General features: G+C 71.5%; 13 protein-coding genes and 1 riboswitch. Of the genes, 9 read left to right on the top strand and 4 right to left on the bottom strand.

Annotation, left to right across the window (positions count from 1 at the left end; genetic code table 11):
• Nucleotides 1-29: 29 nt before the first annotated feature.
• Together ACIQVD_RS07430 and ACIQVD_RS07435 are read left to right on the top strand one after the other, a co-directional pair.
• On the top strand, nt 30-1,223 hold the full coding sequence (locus tag ACIQVD_RS07430) for an Ig-like domain-containing protein (protein WP_400681695.1): 1,194 nt from the start codon (nt 30-32) through the stop codon (nt 1,221-1,223).
• 142 nt (nt 1,224-1,365) lie between these two features.
• Nucleotides 1,366-1,896 carry an ATP-binding protein gene (locus tag ACIQVD_RS07435; RefSeq protein ID WP_400681693.1) on the top strand — a complete coding sequence of 177 codons (531 nt, stop codon included), beginning with the start codon at nt 1,366-1,368 and terminating at the stop codon, nt 1,894-1,896.
• 219 nt (nt 1,897-2,115) lie between these two features.
• Here ACIQVD_RS07435 and ACIQVD_RS07440 read toward each other — a convergent pair whose 3' ends face one another.
• The 4 genes from ACIQVD_RS07440 to gcvT form a co-directional block, all read right to left on the bottom strand.
• Entirely contained in the window at nt 2,116-3,501 is a 1,386-nt protein-coding gene (locus ACIQVD_RS07440; RefSeq protein WP_100836286.1) for an L-serine ammonia-lyase, read from the bottom strand.
• A 159-nt stretch (nt 3,502-3,660) separates the two neighbouring features.
• On the bottom strand, nt 3,661-4,929 hold the full coding sequence (gene glyA, locus ACIQVD_RS07445) for a serine hydroxymethyltransferase (RefSeq protein WP_400681691.1): 1,269 nt from the start codon (nt 4,927-4,929) through the stop codon (nt 3,661-3,663).
• Between the two features lie 16 nt (nt 4,930-4,945).
• A complete protein-coding gene (gcvH, locus tag ACIQVD_RS07450) occupies nt 4,946-5,320 on the bottom strand; it encodes a glycine cleavage system protein GcvH (protein WP_100836284.1) in 375 nt (124 codons plus the stop codon).
• A gap of 102 nt (nt 5,321-5,422) precedes the next feature.
• Nucleotides 5,423-6,541, bottom strand: a complete 1,119-nt coding sequence (gene gcvT, locus ACIQVD_RS07455) for a glycine cleavage system aminomethyltransferase GcvT (protein ID WP_402286632.1) — start codon at nt 6,539-6,541, stop codon at nt 5,423-5,425.
• Between the two features lie 151 nt (nt 6,542-6,692).
• A riboswitch (glycine riboswitch) is annotated at nt 6,693-6,798 on the bottom strand.
• Between the two features lie 221 nt (nt 6,799-7,019).
• On the opposite strand from gcvT, the gene ACIQVD_RS07460 reads away from it, so the two are divergent.
• From ACIQVD_RS07460 to ACIQVD_RS07490, 7 genes are all read left to right on the top strand, one after another.
• The gene (locus tag ACIQVD_RS07460) at nt 7,020-7,787 is read left to right on the top strand and encodes an enhanced serine sensitivity protein SseB (protein WP_402286634.1); all 768 of its coding nucleotides are present in this window, start codon (nt 7,020-7,022) and stop codon (nt 7,785-7,787) included.
• Between the two features lie 116 nt (nt 7,788-7,903).
• Nucleotides 7,904-8,728 (top strand): enhanced serine sensitivity protein SseB C-terminal domain-containing protein, encoded by an 825-nt coding sequence (locus ACIQVD_RS07465; protein ID WP_402286637.1) that lies wholly within the window; start codon nt 7,904-7,906, stop codon nt 8,726-8,728.
• Nucleotides 8,729-9,316: 588 nt separating this feature from the next.
• Nucleotides 9,317-10,315: an ABC transporter permease gene (locus ACIQVD_RS07470; protein ID WP_402286640.1), complete on the top strand. Its 999-nt coding sequence runs from the start codon at nt 9,317-9,319 to the stop codon at nt 10,313-10,315.
• Between the two features lie 28 nt (nt 10,316-10,343).
• Nucleotides 10,344-12,113 (top strand): ABC transporter substrate-binding protein, encoded by a 1,770-nt coding sequence (locus tag ACIQVD_RS07475; RefSeq protein WP_402286643.1) that lies wholly within the window; start codon nt 10,344-10,346, stop codon nt 12,111-12,113.
• Between the two features lie 118 nt (nt 12,114-12,231).
• Nucleotides 12,232-13,230, top strand: a complete 999-nt coding sequence (locus ACIQVD_RS07480; protein ID WP_402286645.1) for an ABC transporter permease — start codon at nt 12,232-12,234, stop codon at nt 13,228-13,230.
• Nucleotides 13,227-14,273 carry an ABC transporter ATP-binding protein gene (locus tag ACIQVD_RS07485; RefSeq protein ID WP_100836277.1) on the top strand — a complete coding sequence of 349 codons (1,047 nt, stop codon included), beginning with the start codon at nt 13,227-13,229 and terminating at the stop codon, nt 14,271-14,273. Before ACIQVD_RS07480 ends, ACIQVD_RS07485 begins: the two co-directional genes overlap by 4 nt.
• A gap of 28 nt (nt 14,274-14,301) precedes the next feature.
• Nucleotides 14,302-15,351, top strand: a complete 1,050-nt coding sequence (locus ACIQVD_RS07490) for an ABC transporter ATP-binding protein (protein WP_400681675.1) — start codon at nt 14,302-14,304, stop codon at nt 15,349-15,351.
• Nucleotides 15,352-15,508 lie beyond the last annotated feature (157 nt).

Raw genomic sequence — 15,508 nt, forward strand, 5'->3', positions numbered from 1 at the left:
GCGACCGGGGAGAGCGGAACGTGAAGGCGATGCGCGGGGCATATGTGGCGGGGGCGCTCGCGGGCGCCCTGGTGCTGATGACCACGGCCGGCTGCAGCTCCGGCCCGGCGAAGCCGGACGGCCCCAAGGGCACGGCCGGCGCCACGGCCGGCGAGAGCAAGCCGCCGGTGTCGGCCGCCACCATCGCCATCACGCCCGCCGACGGCGCCACCGGGGTGAAGCCGACCGGCGAGGTCAAGGTGACGGCCGCGGCCGGCAAGCTCACCTCGGTCAAGGTCACCGGCCCGGACGGCGTCGAGGTGCCCGGCCAAATCGCCGCCGACGGCAGCTGGGCCCCCACCGGCAGCCTCCTGGTGGCCACCGCCTACACCGTGGACGCGCTCGCCGAGGACGACAAGGGCGTGGTCGCCAACGCGCGCTCCGGCTTCACCACCCTCACCCCCGACAAGGAGGCCGGCACCAGCGACAACATCGCGGACGACGGCACCTACGGCGTCGGCATGATCGTCTCGGTGCGGTTCAAGCGGTCCGTGGTGAACAAGGACGCGGTCAAGGCCGGCATCACCTTCGAGACCTCCGACGGCACCGAGGTCCGCGGCCACTGGGTCAACGACAAGCGGATCGACTTCCGGCCGGAGAACTACTGGAACGCCAACACCAAGGTCACCATCCACTACAAGCTCAAGAACGTGGAGACCGCGCCCGGCGTGTACGGCGACGTGGACAAGGACGAGCCGTTCACCATCGGCCGCTCGCAGGTCTCCACCGTGGACGTCAACACCCACCGGATGTCGGTGGTCCGGGACGGCCAGCAGACCGACACCGTCGAGTTCACGGCCGGCAAGCCCGGCTACGACACCTGGAACGGCGTCATGGTGGTCGAGGCGATGGAGGGCACCACCCGGATGACCTCCAACGGCGTCACCAAGGAGGGCTCCGGCGACGAGTACGACCTGGTGGTTCCGCACGCCATGCGGTTGACGGACTCCGGCACCTACGTGCACGGCAACTCGTGGAGCGCGGGAGTGATCGGCCGCTCCAACGGCAGCCACGGCTGCATCGGCGTCACCGACACCGCCAAGGGCGGCGACGGCACCCCGGCGGGCAAGCTCTACAACTCCAGCATGGTCGGGGACGTGTTCAAGGTGGTCAACTCCAAGGGCGCGACCGTCTCGATCGACAACGGCCTGGGCGGGTGGAACACCCCCTGGGCGCAGTGGTGACGCCCGGGCGTCCGTTCGGTTGCTGACGGCATATGCCAAATGAATAGTGATCGTTTGCTCATTGTCCGTACGCGCCCGCTCGCGTTCCGCAATGATGGGGTGCATGGCGGCATGGGGCGAAGCGGACCGGTCATCACTTCCAGTGGCCGGCAGGCGTGGTGACGATCCGTCAGCGATCGGCGCCGGCGTGGTGCTGGCCGACCTGGAGCGGCTGACGCCGGAGGAGATGGAGCACCTCTTCTTCGGCGTCCTCAGCGATCCCGACGCCGCGGAGGAGGTGCGGCTGCCCTCCCGCCCGGAGTCGGCCAAGGTGGCCCGCCGGCTGGTCCTCTCGGTCTTACGGACGTGGAAACTCCACCAGCTGCTGGAGGCCGGGGAGTTGCTCACGGGCGAACTGGTGGCCAACGCCGTCCGGCACGCGGGCGGCCGGATGATCGGACTCAAGGTGACCCGCCGCCCCGGCTGGCTGCGGGTCGAGGTCCGGGACTCCTCGCGCGCCCTGCCCTGCCTGATCCGGGCCCCCGAGGTCGGCTACCAGAACGGCCACGGCCTGCGGCTGGTGGAGTCGCTCGCCGACCGCTGGGGCGCCGACCTGCTGCCGCGCGGCAAGGGCGTCTGGTTCGAGATCAGGATCCGCGAGCGGGCCGCCGCCATCGCCGCCGCCGCGCTCTGAGCCCGCCCCGTCGTCCGCCTGGCATGTGAAGGTGAAGTGAACCACACGCCTTGGTTTCGATTTTGTCCACCGGTTCATAGCATGCGATAGTCATGCAAGTCGGGCAGCACAACCCGACGCCTACCCTCCGTCGGCACGCACCCCCTTGGCCGCCGGAGGACGCACAGGGGCCCCGGACCGCGCACCACCGCGGACAGGGGCCCCGTACCGTTTCCGGGGTCAGCACTCGATGACGTTGACGGCGAGGCCGCCGCGGCTGGTCTCCTTGTACTTCACCTTCATGTCGGCACCGGTCTCCTTCATGGTCTTGATCGCCTTGTCGAGGGAGACGTGGTGGCGCCCGTCGCCGCGCAGGGCCATCCGGGCGGCGGTGACGGCCTTGACCGAGGCCATGCCGTTCCGTTCGATGCAGGGGATCTGGACCAGGCCGCCGACCGGGTCGCAGGTGAGGCCGAGGTTGTGCTCGATGCCGATCTCGGCGGCGTTCTCGACCTGCTCGGGGGTGCCGCCGAGGACCTCGGCGAGGCCGCCCGCGGCCATCGAGCAGGCGGAGCCGACCTCGCCCTGGCAGCCGACCTCGGCGCCGGAGATGGAGGCGTTCTCCTTGAAGAGCATGCCGATCGCGCCCGCGGCGAGCAGGAAGCGGACGATGCCGTCCTGCTCCTCTCCTTCGGAGTACGCGCCCGGGACGATGAAGTTCAGGTAGTAGTGCAGGACGGCCGGGATGATCCCGGCGGCGCCATTGGTGGGGGCGGTGACCACCCGGCGGCCGGAGGCGTTCTCCTCGTTGACGGCCATCGCGTAGAGGGTGACCCACTCCATCGCGTTGCCCGGGTTGACGCCCTCGGCGCGCAGCGCGCGGGCGGCGGAGGCGGCCCGGCGGCGGACCTTGAGGCCGCCGGGGAGGATGCCCTCGCGGGACATGCCGGCCGCGACGCACTCCTTCATGACGGCCCAGATCTCCAGCAGCCCGGCCCGGATCTCGGCCTCGGTGCGCCACGCCTTCTCGTTCTCCAGCATCAGGCCGGAGATGGACAGGCCGGTCTCCCTGGTCAGCCGCAGCAGCTCCTCGCCGGTGCGGAAGGGGTACCGCAGTGCGGTGTCGTCGGGCTTGATCCGGGCCTCGCCGAGGGCGTCCTCGTCGACCACGAAGCCGCCGCCGACCGAGTAGTAGGTCTTCTCCAGCAGCGTCTCGCCGGAGGCGTCGTACGCCCACAGGGCCATGCCGTTGGCGTGGTACGGGAGTGCCTTGCGGCGGTGCAGGACCAGGTCGTGGTCCGGGTCGAACGGGATCTCGTGCCGGCCGAGCAGGCTGAGCCGCTTCTCGGCGCGGATCCGCTCGACGTCCAGGTCGGCGCGGTCGACGTCGACCGTGCGGGGCGAGTGGTTCTCCAGCCCGAGCAGGACGGCCTTGGGGGTGCCGTGGCCGTGCCCGGTGGCGCCGAGCGAGCCGTACAGCTCGGCGCGGACGGTGGCGACCCGCTCCAGCAGGCCCTCGGAGCCGAGCCGGCGGGCGAACATCCGGGCCGCGCGCATCGGGCCCACGGTGTGCGAGGAGGAGGGGCCGATGCCGATGGAGAAGAGGTCGAAGACGCTGATGGCCACGGGGTGACGTCCTTGTCCGGTCTCGTGGTGGTGTGCCGGTTCCCGCCCGGTGGGGCGGGGCGCGGCATGGAACGGGGCACCGCGCGCACCTCTCCAGTGTGCGTGGTGCCCCGGGAAGCCCGGGCGGGCCGCCGGTCGGGCGGCCCGCCGAGCGGGGTCCTACAGCTCCGGGTAGAGCGGGTGGGCGGCCGCGAGCGCGGTCACCCGGGCCTTGAGCGCCTCGGCCTTGGCCTCGTCGAAGCCCGGCTTGAGCGCCTCGGCGATGACGTCGGCGACCTCGCGGAAGTCCTCGGCGCCGAAGCCGCGGGTGGCCAGCGCCGGGGTGCCGATCCGCAGGCCGGAGGTGACCATCGGCGGGCGCGGGTCGTTCGGGACGGCGTTGCGGTTGACCGTGATGCCGACCTCGTGCAGGCGGTCCTCGGCGTCCTGGCCGTTGAGCTCGCTGTTGCGCAGGTCGACCAGGACCAGGTGCACGTCGGTGCCGCCGGAGAGGACGGAGACGCCGGAGGCGGTCACGTCGTCCTGGAGCAGGCGCTCGGCGAGGATCTTCGCGCCCTCCAGGGTGCGGCGCTGGCGCTCCTTGAACTCCTCGGAGGCCGCGACCTTGAACGCGACGGCCTTGGCGGCGATCACGTGCTCCAGCGGGCCGCCCTGCTGGCCGGGGAAGACCGCGGAGTTGATCTTCTTGGCCCACTCGGCCTTGGAGAGGATGACGCCGCCGCGCGGGCCGCCCAGGGTCTTGTGGGTGGTGGTGGTGACCACGTCCGCGTACGGCACCGGCGAGGGGTGCAGCCCGGCGGCGACCAGGCCGGCGAAGTGCGCCATGTCGACCATCAGCAGGGCGCCGACCTCGTCCGCGACCCGGCGGAACTCGGCGAAGTCCAGCTGGCGGGGGTAGGCGGACCAGCCGGCGATGATCAGCTTGGGCCGGTGCTCCTTGGCGAGGCGCTCGACCTCGGCCATGTCGACCTGGCCGGACTTCTCGTCCACGTGGTAGGCCACCACGTTGTACAGCTTGCCGGAGAAGTTGATCTTCATGCCGTGGGTCAGGTGGCCGCCGTGGGCCAGGTTCAGGCCCAGGATGGTGTCGCCCGGCTGGATCAGCGCGAACATCGCCGCGGCGTTCGCCTGCGCGCCGGAGTGCGGCTGCACGTTGGCGTGCTCGGCGCCGAACAGCTCCTTGATCCGGTCGATGGCGATCTGCTCGACCACGTCGACGTGCTCGCAGCCGCCGTAGTAGCGGCGGCCGGGGTAGCCCTCGGCGTACTTGTTGGTGAGCACCGAGCCCTGGGCCTCCATGACCGCCACCGGGGCGAAGTTCTCGGAGGCGATCATTTCCAGGGTGGTCTGCTGGCGGTGCAGCTCGGCGTCGACCGCGGCGGCGATCTCCGGGTCGAGCGCGTGCAGGGACTGGTTGAGAACCGTCATCAGGGGGGTCTCCCGGTCAGGCGCCGGTGAAGGCGGTGTAGCCGTCGGCGTCGAGCAGCTCGTCGGTCGCCTCGACCCGGACCTTGAACAGCCAACCGCCCTCGAAGGGCTCCGAGTTGACCAGGGCCGGCTCGTCGATGACGGCCTGGTTGACCTCGGTGACCTCGCCGGTGGCGGGGGAGTAGAGGTCGCTGACCGACTTGGTGGATTCGAGCTCGCCACAGGTCTCACCCGCGGTGACGGTGTCACCCACTGCGGGGAGCTGGACGTACACGATGTCGCCGAGGGCGTCGGCCGCGTGCGCGGTGATGCCGACCGTCGACACCCCGTCCACGGCGGCGGTCAGCCACTCGTGCTCCTTGGTGTACTGCAGGTGCGTGGGGTTGCTCATGGCGTCATTCTCCAGGATCGCGGGAGGGGCGGGCGCGGCCGTCCGCTGGGCGGACGAACCGGAAAAGGACTGGCTCGGGAGGGGAACGGGGAGAGGCCGGGGTCAGCGGGCGCGCTGGTAGAACGGCAGCGCGACCACCCGGACCGGCTCGGCCTTGCCGCGGACGTCCACCGCGACGGTGCCGCCCGGCTCGGCGTGCGCGGCGTCCACGTACGCGATGGCGATCGGCTTGCCCAGGGTCGGGGACGGCGCGCCGGAGGTGATCCGGCCGATCACGGCGCCCTCGGCGTCCACCACCGCGTACTCGGCGCGCGGGACGCGCCGGCCCTCGGAGACCAGGCCGACCAGCTTGCGCGGCGGGTTGGACCCGGCCGCGGCGGCGGCCTCCTCCAGCGCCTTGCGGCCGACGAACTGCCCGTCGTTGGTGGTCTTGTCGAAGCGCACCACCCGGCCCAGGCCGGCGTCGAACGGGGTCAGCCCGGTGGACAGCTCGTGCCCGTACAGCGGCATGCCGGCCTCCAGGCGCAGCGTGTCGCGGCAGGACAGGCCGCACGGGACCAGGCCCTCGGCGGTGCCCGCCTCGGTCAGCGCGGTCCACAGGTGCGCGGCGTCGGCCGGGGCGCAGAACACCTCGAAGCCGTCCTCGCCGGTGTAGCCGGTGCGGGCCAGCCAGACCTGGCGGCCGGCCACGGTGGCGGGCAGCAGGGCGTAGTACTTCAGGCCGGGCAGGTCGGCTTCGGTCAGCTTGGCCAGGATGCCGTTCGCCTCCGGACCCTGGACGGCGAGCAGCGCGTAGGCGTCCCGGTCGTCGCGGACGACGGCGTCGAAGCCGGCCGCGCGCTCGGTCAGCGCGTCCAGCACCACCTGGGCGTTGGAGGCGTTGGCCACCACCAGGTACTCGTGCTCGGCGGTGCGGTAGACGATCAGGTCGTCCAGGATGCCGCCGTCCTCGCGGCAGATCATGGTGTAGCGGGCGCGCAGCACGCCGAGCGCGGAGATGAAGCCGACCAGGGCGTGGTCGAGCAGCTCGCCGGCCTGCGGGCCGGAGACGGTGATCTCGCCCATGTGCGAGAGGTCGAACAGGCCCGCCTTCGTGCGGACCGCGAGGTGCTCCTCGCGCTCGCTGCCGTAGCGCAGCGGCATGTCCCAGCCCGCGAAGTCGGTCATGGTGGCGCCGAGCGAGCGGTGCAGCGCGTCGAGCGCGGTCAGGCGGAGGGACACGACAGGACTCCCGGGATCTGGAAACGGGCAGGCTGGGGCGAATCTCCCCCATCTGTCGTCGAACCTGAGAGCTTCGCCGCCTCCTGAACAGGATGGCGGCTTGCACCGTGGGTGGGCGCACGGCGCGGCCGTGTCCACTTTCCAGATCTGCCTCGCCCGGGCGGTAGGGGGGCCTGAGAGATTCCGGGGAGGACTTGCTCCTTCGGCGCCGGTCGCGGCCTGTTGCCAGGCCGTTCCGGCTCTCCCGCGCGGGTTCGAGCGGCCGGTGTGAAGTTGTGGGCGGGCCCATCATGGCATGCCGGGGGCGGGTCGCGGGAGAGGGGGCCGCACCGGGCCGGAGCGGGCCGCGGCGGACGGGGCCGCACCGGGCCGCGGCGGACGGGGCCGCACCGGGCCGCGGCGGACGGGGCCGCACCGGGCCGCCGCACCGGGGCCGCGCGCCGCTAACCTGATCGCAACCGCGGATGTGGAGGGCGAGATGGGGTTCCCGCTGGACGGGGTGCTGGAGGGCGGGCCCTGGCCGGCCAACGAGCTGGAGCAGGTGCTGACGGCCGCGCTCGGCGACCCCGGGGCGACGCCCCGGGTGATCGAGGTGCTGGCCCGCAGCCAGGTGTGGATCCCGCTGCCGTCCGGCACCTCCCCGGACGCCGAGGCGCTGGACCTGCCGACGCTGGAGCTGGCCGGGGCGCCGTACGTCCCGGTGTACTCCTCGCAGGAGCAGTACCTCCAGCACTGCCCGGGCATCCCGTTCGCGATCGCCCCGATGTGGGAGTTCGCCCGCGGGCTGCCGCTGGGCATCGGCGTCGCGGTCAACCCGGAGGCGCCGGTGGGCATCCCGGTGCCGCCGGAGGGCGTCGGCGAGCTGCGGCGCGGGCCGCGCGGCGAGCAGTGGGAGGCGCAGGGGGTGACCGAGGGTGCCCGGGTGGCCCTCAAGGAGCCCGAGCCGCACCAGGAGCCGTTCGCCTTCCTGGCCGCCGCGACCGGCGAACTCGTCGCGCTGCCCGGCGTCCTGACGGCGCGTCGGGCGCTGGCCCGGGTGGAGGGCGAGCCGACCCTGCTGTACGTCGGCGTGCAGCTGGACCCGGCGGCCCCCGCCGACCCGGCCGAGGTGAACACCGCGCTGGGCCGGGCGCTCGGAACCGCCCCGCCCGGCTGGGGCGTCCACCTGGTGCTGCTCGACCTGGTCGCCGATCCGGTGGTGGACTGGATGCTGGGGCGGGTACAGCCCTTCTACGTGCGGCCGTGACGGCGGCCCCGGTCCGCCGCGCGGGGCACGGCGGCATGACGGCTGTCGGGTGCGCCCCATAGGGTTGCCCGGAACACCGGAGCACGGCGGAACGGACGAAGAGAGTAGGCGGCGACGTGACGGGAGCAGCCGGCGACCCGGGGGCGGTCGAACGCGCCCTCGCAGCAGTCGCGCCGGAGCGCTGGGAGGCGTACGAGGGGCTGCTGCGGGCCCTGGCCGGCGGGCAGGTCTGGATGCTGCTCTGGCACGGCAGCCCCGGCAGTCCGGACGCCCAGTACGGGAACATGGACGTCGGCGGCCACGGCTACGCGCCCTGCGCGACCTCCCCCGGGCAGCTCGCGGCCAGCGGCTGGACGCGCGCCCACGAGGTGGTCTCCGGGCTGGAGATCGCCGCCGCGCTGTACCGCTCGCGCTGGGGCCTGTGGCTCGACCCGCACCGCCCCGGCGGCGGCGTCGGCGTGCCCTGGGCCGACCTGCGGCGGATCGCGCTCGGCCTGGACCGGCTGCCGGCCGGGCCGCTGCGGATCTCCGAACCCCCGGTGCAGGGCTCGCCGTTCTTCACCGTGCTGGAGCGGCAGGCGGGCGAGGTGCGGCCGCTGCGCTCGCTGCGCCGGGCCTGGGTGCAGCCGGTGCTGGGCGAGGGCTACCTGGCGATCGGGCTGGACCTGTACGACACCTCGCCGCCGTCCGTGGAGGCGGCCCGGGCGCTGGTGCAGCGGGCGGCCGCGCAGGCGCCGGAGGGGCCCGGGGTGTCCACCGTGATGATGGCCGACGAGTTCGACCCGGTGGCGATGTGGATGTGGGCCAACTCCCGCCCGTTCTTCGACCGGCAGGGCGCCCCGCAGGCCGGGCCGACCGGCTTCGGTTACGCAGCGCAACCGCCGGCCGGGCCGGCCCAGGGCTGGCCGCAGGCTCCCTGGCCGGGCCATCCGGGCCGTTGAACCTACCCTGACGCCCCGTCGGAAAACCCTCGCCTCGACCTTTTGCCCGGTCGGCGGGGGTTTTTTACCGCCCCATGATCTACGCGCGCCACCCCGCGTGCCACCTGGCGTTTTCCCGCCACTGGCGGGGTGTCGTCAGTGTGCCCCTTGACGGACGCGTAACAGCTGTGTGAAGAGCGATATGCGTCGACAACGGAATTGCATGCCAACAGATCACAGTTAGGCATCCTTCGGCATGGGGGTCTTCCGCCGGGCACTTCCCATGACAGAGAGTGCTGCGCAATGCGGAGCGCGACTCGAACCCCACGAAGGTGAACGCGTCCCCGCCAGCGCATGAACCGCACGACGCGTTTCTCCGTGCGGCAGCACCGTGCACGTCGGAGGCCTCCTGACCCGGAGCGCCCCAGCTCGGCGCACCTCCGGCCGGAGGCGGCCGAGGGATGCCCGCACCACCAGCAACGCCCTGCTTGCTCAACGCACTTCTGCACCGCCGCATCGGCGCCCGGCACCACCGAAACCGCTCTGCACTTCCGCACCGCACGCGACTCCGTGGGCCGGCCACCGTCGGCGAGGGGAACGAACTGACTCATGACCACACCCACCGAGACCCCTGGTTCGGCGGCCGACGCACAGCCTGACGGCTCGTCAACCACCGAGCCGCCCAAGAAGATCGAGGGCCGATCACCCGGTCGCATCGCCTGGGAGCGCCTCAAGCGCGACAAGGTCGCCCTGGCCGGCGGCGCCGTGGTGATCCTGCTGATCCTCGCGGCCCTCCTGGCGCCGGTGCTCACCGCGCTGTTCGGGCACCCGGTCGACGAGCCGCACGCGGACCAGATCAACCCCGACCTGGGCCTGCCCAAGGGCGCCTTCGGCGGCATCAGCGGCGACTACCTGCTCGGTGTCGACCCGACCTTCGGCCGTGACGTGTTCTCCCGGATCCTCTACGGCGCCCGGATCTCGCTGCTGGTCGCGCTCGGCGCGGCGGCGGTGGCGATCGTCATCGGCGTGGTGCTGGGCATCATGGCCGGCTACTTCGGCGGCTGGGTCGACTCGGTCATCAGCCGGGTGATGGACGTCCTGCTGGCCTTCCCGCAGCTGCTGTTCAGCATCGCGCTGGTCTCGGTGATCCCCAACTCGGTGCTCGGACTGGGCGACACGACGGTGCGCGTCCTGGTGCTGATGACGGTGATCGGCTTCTTCGGCTGGCCGTACATCGGACGCATCGTCCGGGGCCAGGCGATGTCGCTGCGCGAACGCGAGTTCGTCGACGCCGCCCGCAGCCTCGGCGCCGGCCGCGCGCACATCCTGTTCCGCGAACTGCTGCCCAACCTGGTGGCGCCGATCCTGGTCTACACGACCCTGATCATCCCCACCAACATCCTGAACGAGGCGGCGCTCAGCTTCCTCGGGGCCGGCGTCCGGCCGCCCACCCCGTCCTGGGGCCAGATGCTCTCGGACGCGGTCGGGATCTACCAGGCGGATCCCACCTACATGGTGATCCCCGGTCTCGCCATCTTCATCACCGTGCTCGCCTTCAACCTCTTCGGTGACGGCCTGCGTGACGCTCTCGACCCCAAGGGCAACTGAGCCCGCAACTCTGGAGGATCTCCAACCCATGAAGCGAAACAGGACGCTCGCGGCCGCTGCCCTGGTGGCCGCCCTGGCCCTCACCACCGCGGCCTGCGGCGGCAGCAAGGGCGGCTCGGGCGGCGACAACGCGAGCAAGGGCGGTTCGGCGGGGTTCAACGCGGCGGCCGAGAAGGTGGTGAACCCGTCCGACAAGAAGGGCGGCACCCTCAACCTGTGGACCACCACCGACGTGGACTCGCTCGACCCCGGTCGCGCGTACTACGCCTCGGTGTGGAACTACGAGCGCTTCTACACCCGCACCCTGCTGGCCTTCGACGGCAAGCCGGGCAAGGACGGCCTGAACCTCGTCCCCGACCTGGCCACCGCCAAGCCGGAGATCTCCGCCGACGGCAAGACCTACACCTTCAAGCTGAAGTCCGGCCTGAAGTTCGAGGACGGCTCGGTCATCACCTCGAAGGACGTCAAGTACGGCATCGAGCGCATCTTCGCGCAGGACGTCGTCTCCGGCGGCCCGACCTACCTGATCAACGAGCTGGACCAGGGCCAGGGCTACAAGGGCCCCTACACCGACGCCGACCCGAACAAGCTCGGCCTCAAGACGGTGGAGACCCCGGACGACACCACCATCGTCTTCCACCTGGCCAAGCCGAACTCGGACTTCCCGTACCTGCTGGCCATGGGCTCCGCCGCCCCGGTCCCGCAGAAGCTGGACACCGGCTCCAAGTACGGCGACAAGCCGGTCTCCTCCGGCCCGTACAAGTTCAAGTCGGTCGAGCCGGGCAAGGGCTACGAGCTGGTCCGCAACGAGAACTGGGACGCCTCCACCGACCCGTTCCGCAAGGCGCTGCCGGACGTCGTCAAGCTGACCGTCACCACCAACGCCGACGACATGGACGCCCGCCTGCTGGCGAACACCGCCGACCTCGACTGGGCCCAGACCGGCCTGTCGCAGGCCGCCCAGGTCAAGGTGCTCCAGGACTCGGCCCTCAAGGCCAACACCGACGACCCGTACAACGGCTTCATCCGGTACGTCACGATGGCCCCGTCGGTCGCCCCGTTCGACAACATCCACTGCCGCAACGCGGTGCTGTACGCGGCCGACACCACCGCCCTGCAGACCGCCCGCGGCGGCTCGGTGGCCGGCTCGCTGTTCGGCTCGATGCTGCCCCCGAACATCCTCGGCTCCGACGACTACGACCCGTTCGGCCTGACCAAGGGCAAGCCGAACCTGGACAAGGCCAAGGAGGAGCTGGCGGCCTGCGGCCAGCCCAACGGCTTCAAGACCACCATCGCGGTGCGCGGCAACAAGCCGAAGGAGGTCAACTCCGCGGTGGCGCTGCAGACCGCCCTCAAGGCCGCCAACATCGACGTCACCGTCGACCAGTACGACGGCAAGCTGATCTCCTCGGTGATCGGCGCGCCCGACGTGGTCAAGTCCAAGGGCTACGGCCTGATCGTGATGGGCTGGGGCGCCGACTACCCGACCGGCTCCGGCTACCTGCAGCCGCTGGTCGACGGCCGCTTCATCGCCAGCAACGGCAACAACAACTACGCCGAGATCAACGACCCGGAGATCAACGGCTGGTTCGACCAGGCCGCGCAGGAGACCGACCCGGCCAAGGCCGCCGAGCTGTACAAGAAGATCAACCACAAGGTGGTCGACGGTGCCTACTACCTGCCGATCGTGGCGGACAAGGCCCTGAACTGGCGCAACCCGCGCCTGACCAACGTCTACATCACCGACGCCTACGGCGAGGTCGACTTCCAGGCGCTCGGCGTCTCCGACGGCAAGTGACCTGACCTTCTCCTGAGTTCTCACCGCTAGTCCGAAGGGCAGGTGAAGGCCCTGCCGGGGCCGGCCGGGAGCTCCCCCACCGGGGAGACCCGGCCGGCCCGCGGCAGGGCCGACCGCAGTGCTCGTGTATCTCGTCAGGCGACTGCTCAACGTCGCCTTCATGCTGTTGGTGGTCGCCGCGGTGACCTTCGGCATCTTCTTCATGGTGCCGAAGCTCACCGGGACCGACCCCGCGATGCTCTACGTGGGCAAGATCGCGGACAAGGCGGCGGTCGAGGGCATCCGCCACAAGATGGGCCTCGACAAGTCGATCATCGAACAGTTCTGGCTCTTCCTGCGCGGGGTGTTCGCCGGCCGCGACTTCAACGCCGGCACCGACCTGACCCACTGCGCTGCCCCCTGCCTGGGCTACTCGTTCAAGACCGAGCAGGAGGTCTGGCCGCTCCTGCTCAACCGGGTCGGCGTCGACATCTCGCTCGCGGTCGGGGCCTCCGTGCTCTGGCTGGTGTTCGGCACCGCCACCGGCATCATCTCCGCGCTGCGCCGCGGCACCGCGCTGGACCGCGTCACCATGACCGTCGCGCTGGCCGGCGTCTCGCTGCCGATGTACTTCACCGGCCTGGTCGCGCTCGCGGTGTTCGTCAACCAGCTCGGCTGGTTCCCCAACAACTACACCGACTTCGCGGACGACCCGGTCTCCTGGTTCCAGGGGCTGGTGCTGCCCTGGGTGACCCTGGCGTTCCTGTTCGCCGCGACCTACGCCCGGCTCAGCCGGGCCACCCTGCTGGACGTGCTCGGCGAGGACTACATCCGCACCGCGCGGGCCAAGGGCCTGCGGGAGCCGGTGGTCATCGGCAAGCACGCCATGCGCTCCACGCTGACCCCGATCCTGACCATCTTCGGCATGGACCTCGGCGGCCTGCTCGGCGGCGCGGTGCTCACCGAGAAGACCTTCAACCTGCGCGGGCTCGGCTACGAGGCGGTCACCTCGATCCAGTCCAGCGACCTCCCGGTGATCATGGGCGTGACCCTGTTCGCCGCGTTCTTCATCATCATGGCCAACCTCGTGGTTGACCTGCTGTACGCCGTCGTCGATCCCCGGGTGAGGCTGACATGAGCAACACCGACAAGCCTTTCCTGTCCGTCCGCGACCTGAAAGTGCACTTCCCCACCGACGACGGACTGGTCAAGTCCGTCAACGGGCTCAGCTTCGACCTGGAGCGCGGCAAGACGCTCGGCATCGTCGGCGAGTCCGGCTCCGGGAAGTCCGTCACCTCGCTGTCGATCATGGGCCTGCACCGCACCGGCACCAAGCGCGGCGCCCCGCGGATCACCGGCGAGATCTGGCTCGACGGCGAGGAGCTGGTCGCGGCCGGCCCCGAGCGGGTGCGCAAGCTGCGCGGCCAGAAGATGGCGATGATCTTCCAGGACCCGCTGACCGCGATGCACCCCTACTACACGGTCGGCGCCCAGATCGTCGAGGGCTACCGGGCCCACCACCCCGGCGCCTCCAAGAAGGAGGCCCGCACCCGGGCGGTCGAGATGCTCGACCGGGTCGGCATCCCGCAGCCCGACAAGCGGGTCGACAACTACCCGCACGAGTTCTCCGGCGGCATGCGCCAGCGCGCCATGATCGCGATGGCGCTGGTCAACGACCCCTCGCTGCTGATCGCCGACGAGCCGACCACCGCCCTCGACGTCACCGTCCAGGCGCAGATCCTCGACCTGATCCGCGACCTGCAGAAGGAGTTCGGCTCGGCGGTCGTCATCATCACCCACGACCTGGGCGTGGTCGCCGAACTCGCCGACGACATCCTGGTCATGTACGGCGGCAAGCCCGTCGAGCGCGGCCCCGCCGCCACCATCTTCGAATCCCCCGAGCACCCCTACACCTGGGGCCTGCTCGGCTCGATGCCCCGCCTCGACCGGGAGCTCCAGGACCGGCTGATCCCGGTCAAGGGCACCCCGCCGAGCCTGATCAACGTGCCGTCCGGCTGCGCGTTCCACCCGCGCTGCCCGTACGCCGAGCTCACCGGCGGCCGCTCGTTCACCGAGGTGCCCGTGCTCGCCGAGGCCGCGCCCCGGCACCACGCCGCCTGCCACCTGCCGATCGCCGAACGCCACCGGATCTTCACCGAAGAGATCGCGCCCCGGCTGTGAGCACGTACCACCCATTTGGAGAGCAGCGATGACGGACAGTCAGACGGCGGTGCCGCAGCTCGCGAAGGTGCCCGCCCAGGCGCCCGGGCCCGACCGCGAACCCCTGCTGAGGGTCACCGGACTGACCCGGCACTTCCCGGTCACCAAGGGCCTGCTGAAGCGCCAGGTCGGCGCGGTGCGGGCGGTCGACGGCATCGACTTCGCGGTCAACGCGGGCGAGACGCTCGGCGTGGTCGGCGAGTCCGGCTGCGGCAAGTCCACCATGGGACGCCTGGTCACCCGGCTCGACGAACCCACCGGCGGGAAGATCGAGTTCGAGGGCGCCGACATCACCCACCTGGGCGTCGCGGCGATGCGGCCGTACCGGCGCGACATCCAGATGATCTTCCAGGACCCGTACTCCTCGCTGAACCCCCGGCACACCATCGGCACCATCGTCGGCGCGCCCTTCCACCTCCAGAAGGTCAAGACCGAACACGGCGTCAAGCGGGCCGTCCAGGACCTGCTGGAGCTCTGCGGCCTCAGCCCCGAGCACTACAACCGCTACCCGCACGAGTTCTCCGGCGGCCAGCGCCAGCGCATCGGCATCGCCCGCGCCCTGGCCCTGCGCCCGAAGATGATCGTGGCCGACGAGCCGGTCTCCGCGCTGGACGTCTCGATCCAGGCCCAGGTGGTCAACCTGCTGGACGACCTCCAGAAGGAGCTCGGCCTCACCTACCTGATCATCGCGCACGACCTCTCGGTGGTGCGGCACGTCTCCGACCGGGTCGCCGTGATGTACCTCGGCAAGGTGGTGGAGATCGCCGACCGGGACGCCCTGTACTCCCGGCCGATGCACCCCTACACCAACGCCCTGATGTCCGCGGTGCCGGTGCCCGACCCGCGCCGCAAGGAGCGCCGCGAGCGCATCCTGCTCACCGGCGACGTCCCCTCCCCGCTCAACCCGCCCTCCGGCTGCCGCTTCCGCACCCGCTGCTGGAAGGCCCAGGACGTCTGCGCGAGCGAGGAACCGCCGCTGGCCACGGTGGCGACCGGGCACCAGGTGGCCTGCCACTTCCCGGAGAACGCGGCCGAGTAGCGCCGCGCGACACCCTCCGGACCACGGGGTCCGCCCCGGGGGGGGCCCCCCCCCCCCCCGGGGGGCCCCCCCGGCCGGCCCCGGCCCCCCCGGGGGGGGGGGGGCGGGGGGGGGGCCGGGGGGGGGCGGGGGGGGGGGGGCCCGGCGGCGGGGGTCG

This window comes from Kitasatospora sp. NPDC090308 (assembly GCF_044769485.1).
In the GTDB taxonomy this organism is placed as follows: domain Bacteria; phylum Actinomycetota; class Actinomycetes; order Streptomycetales; family Streptomycetaceae; genus Kitasatospora; species Kitasatospora fiedleri.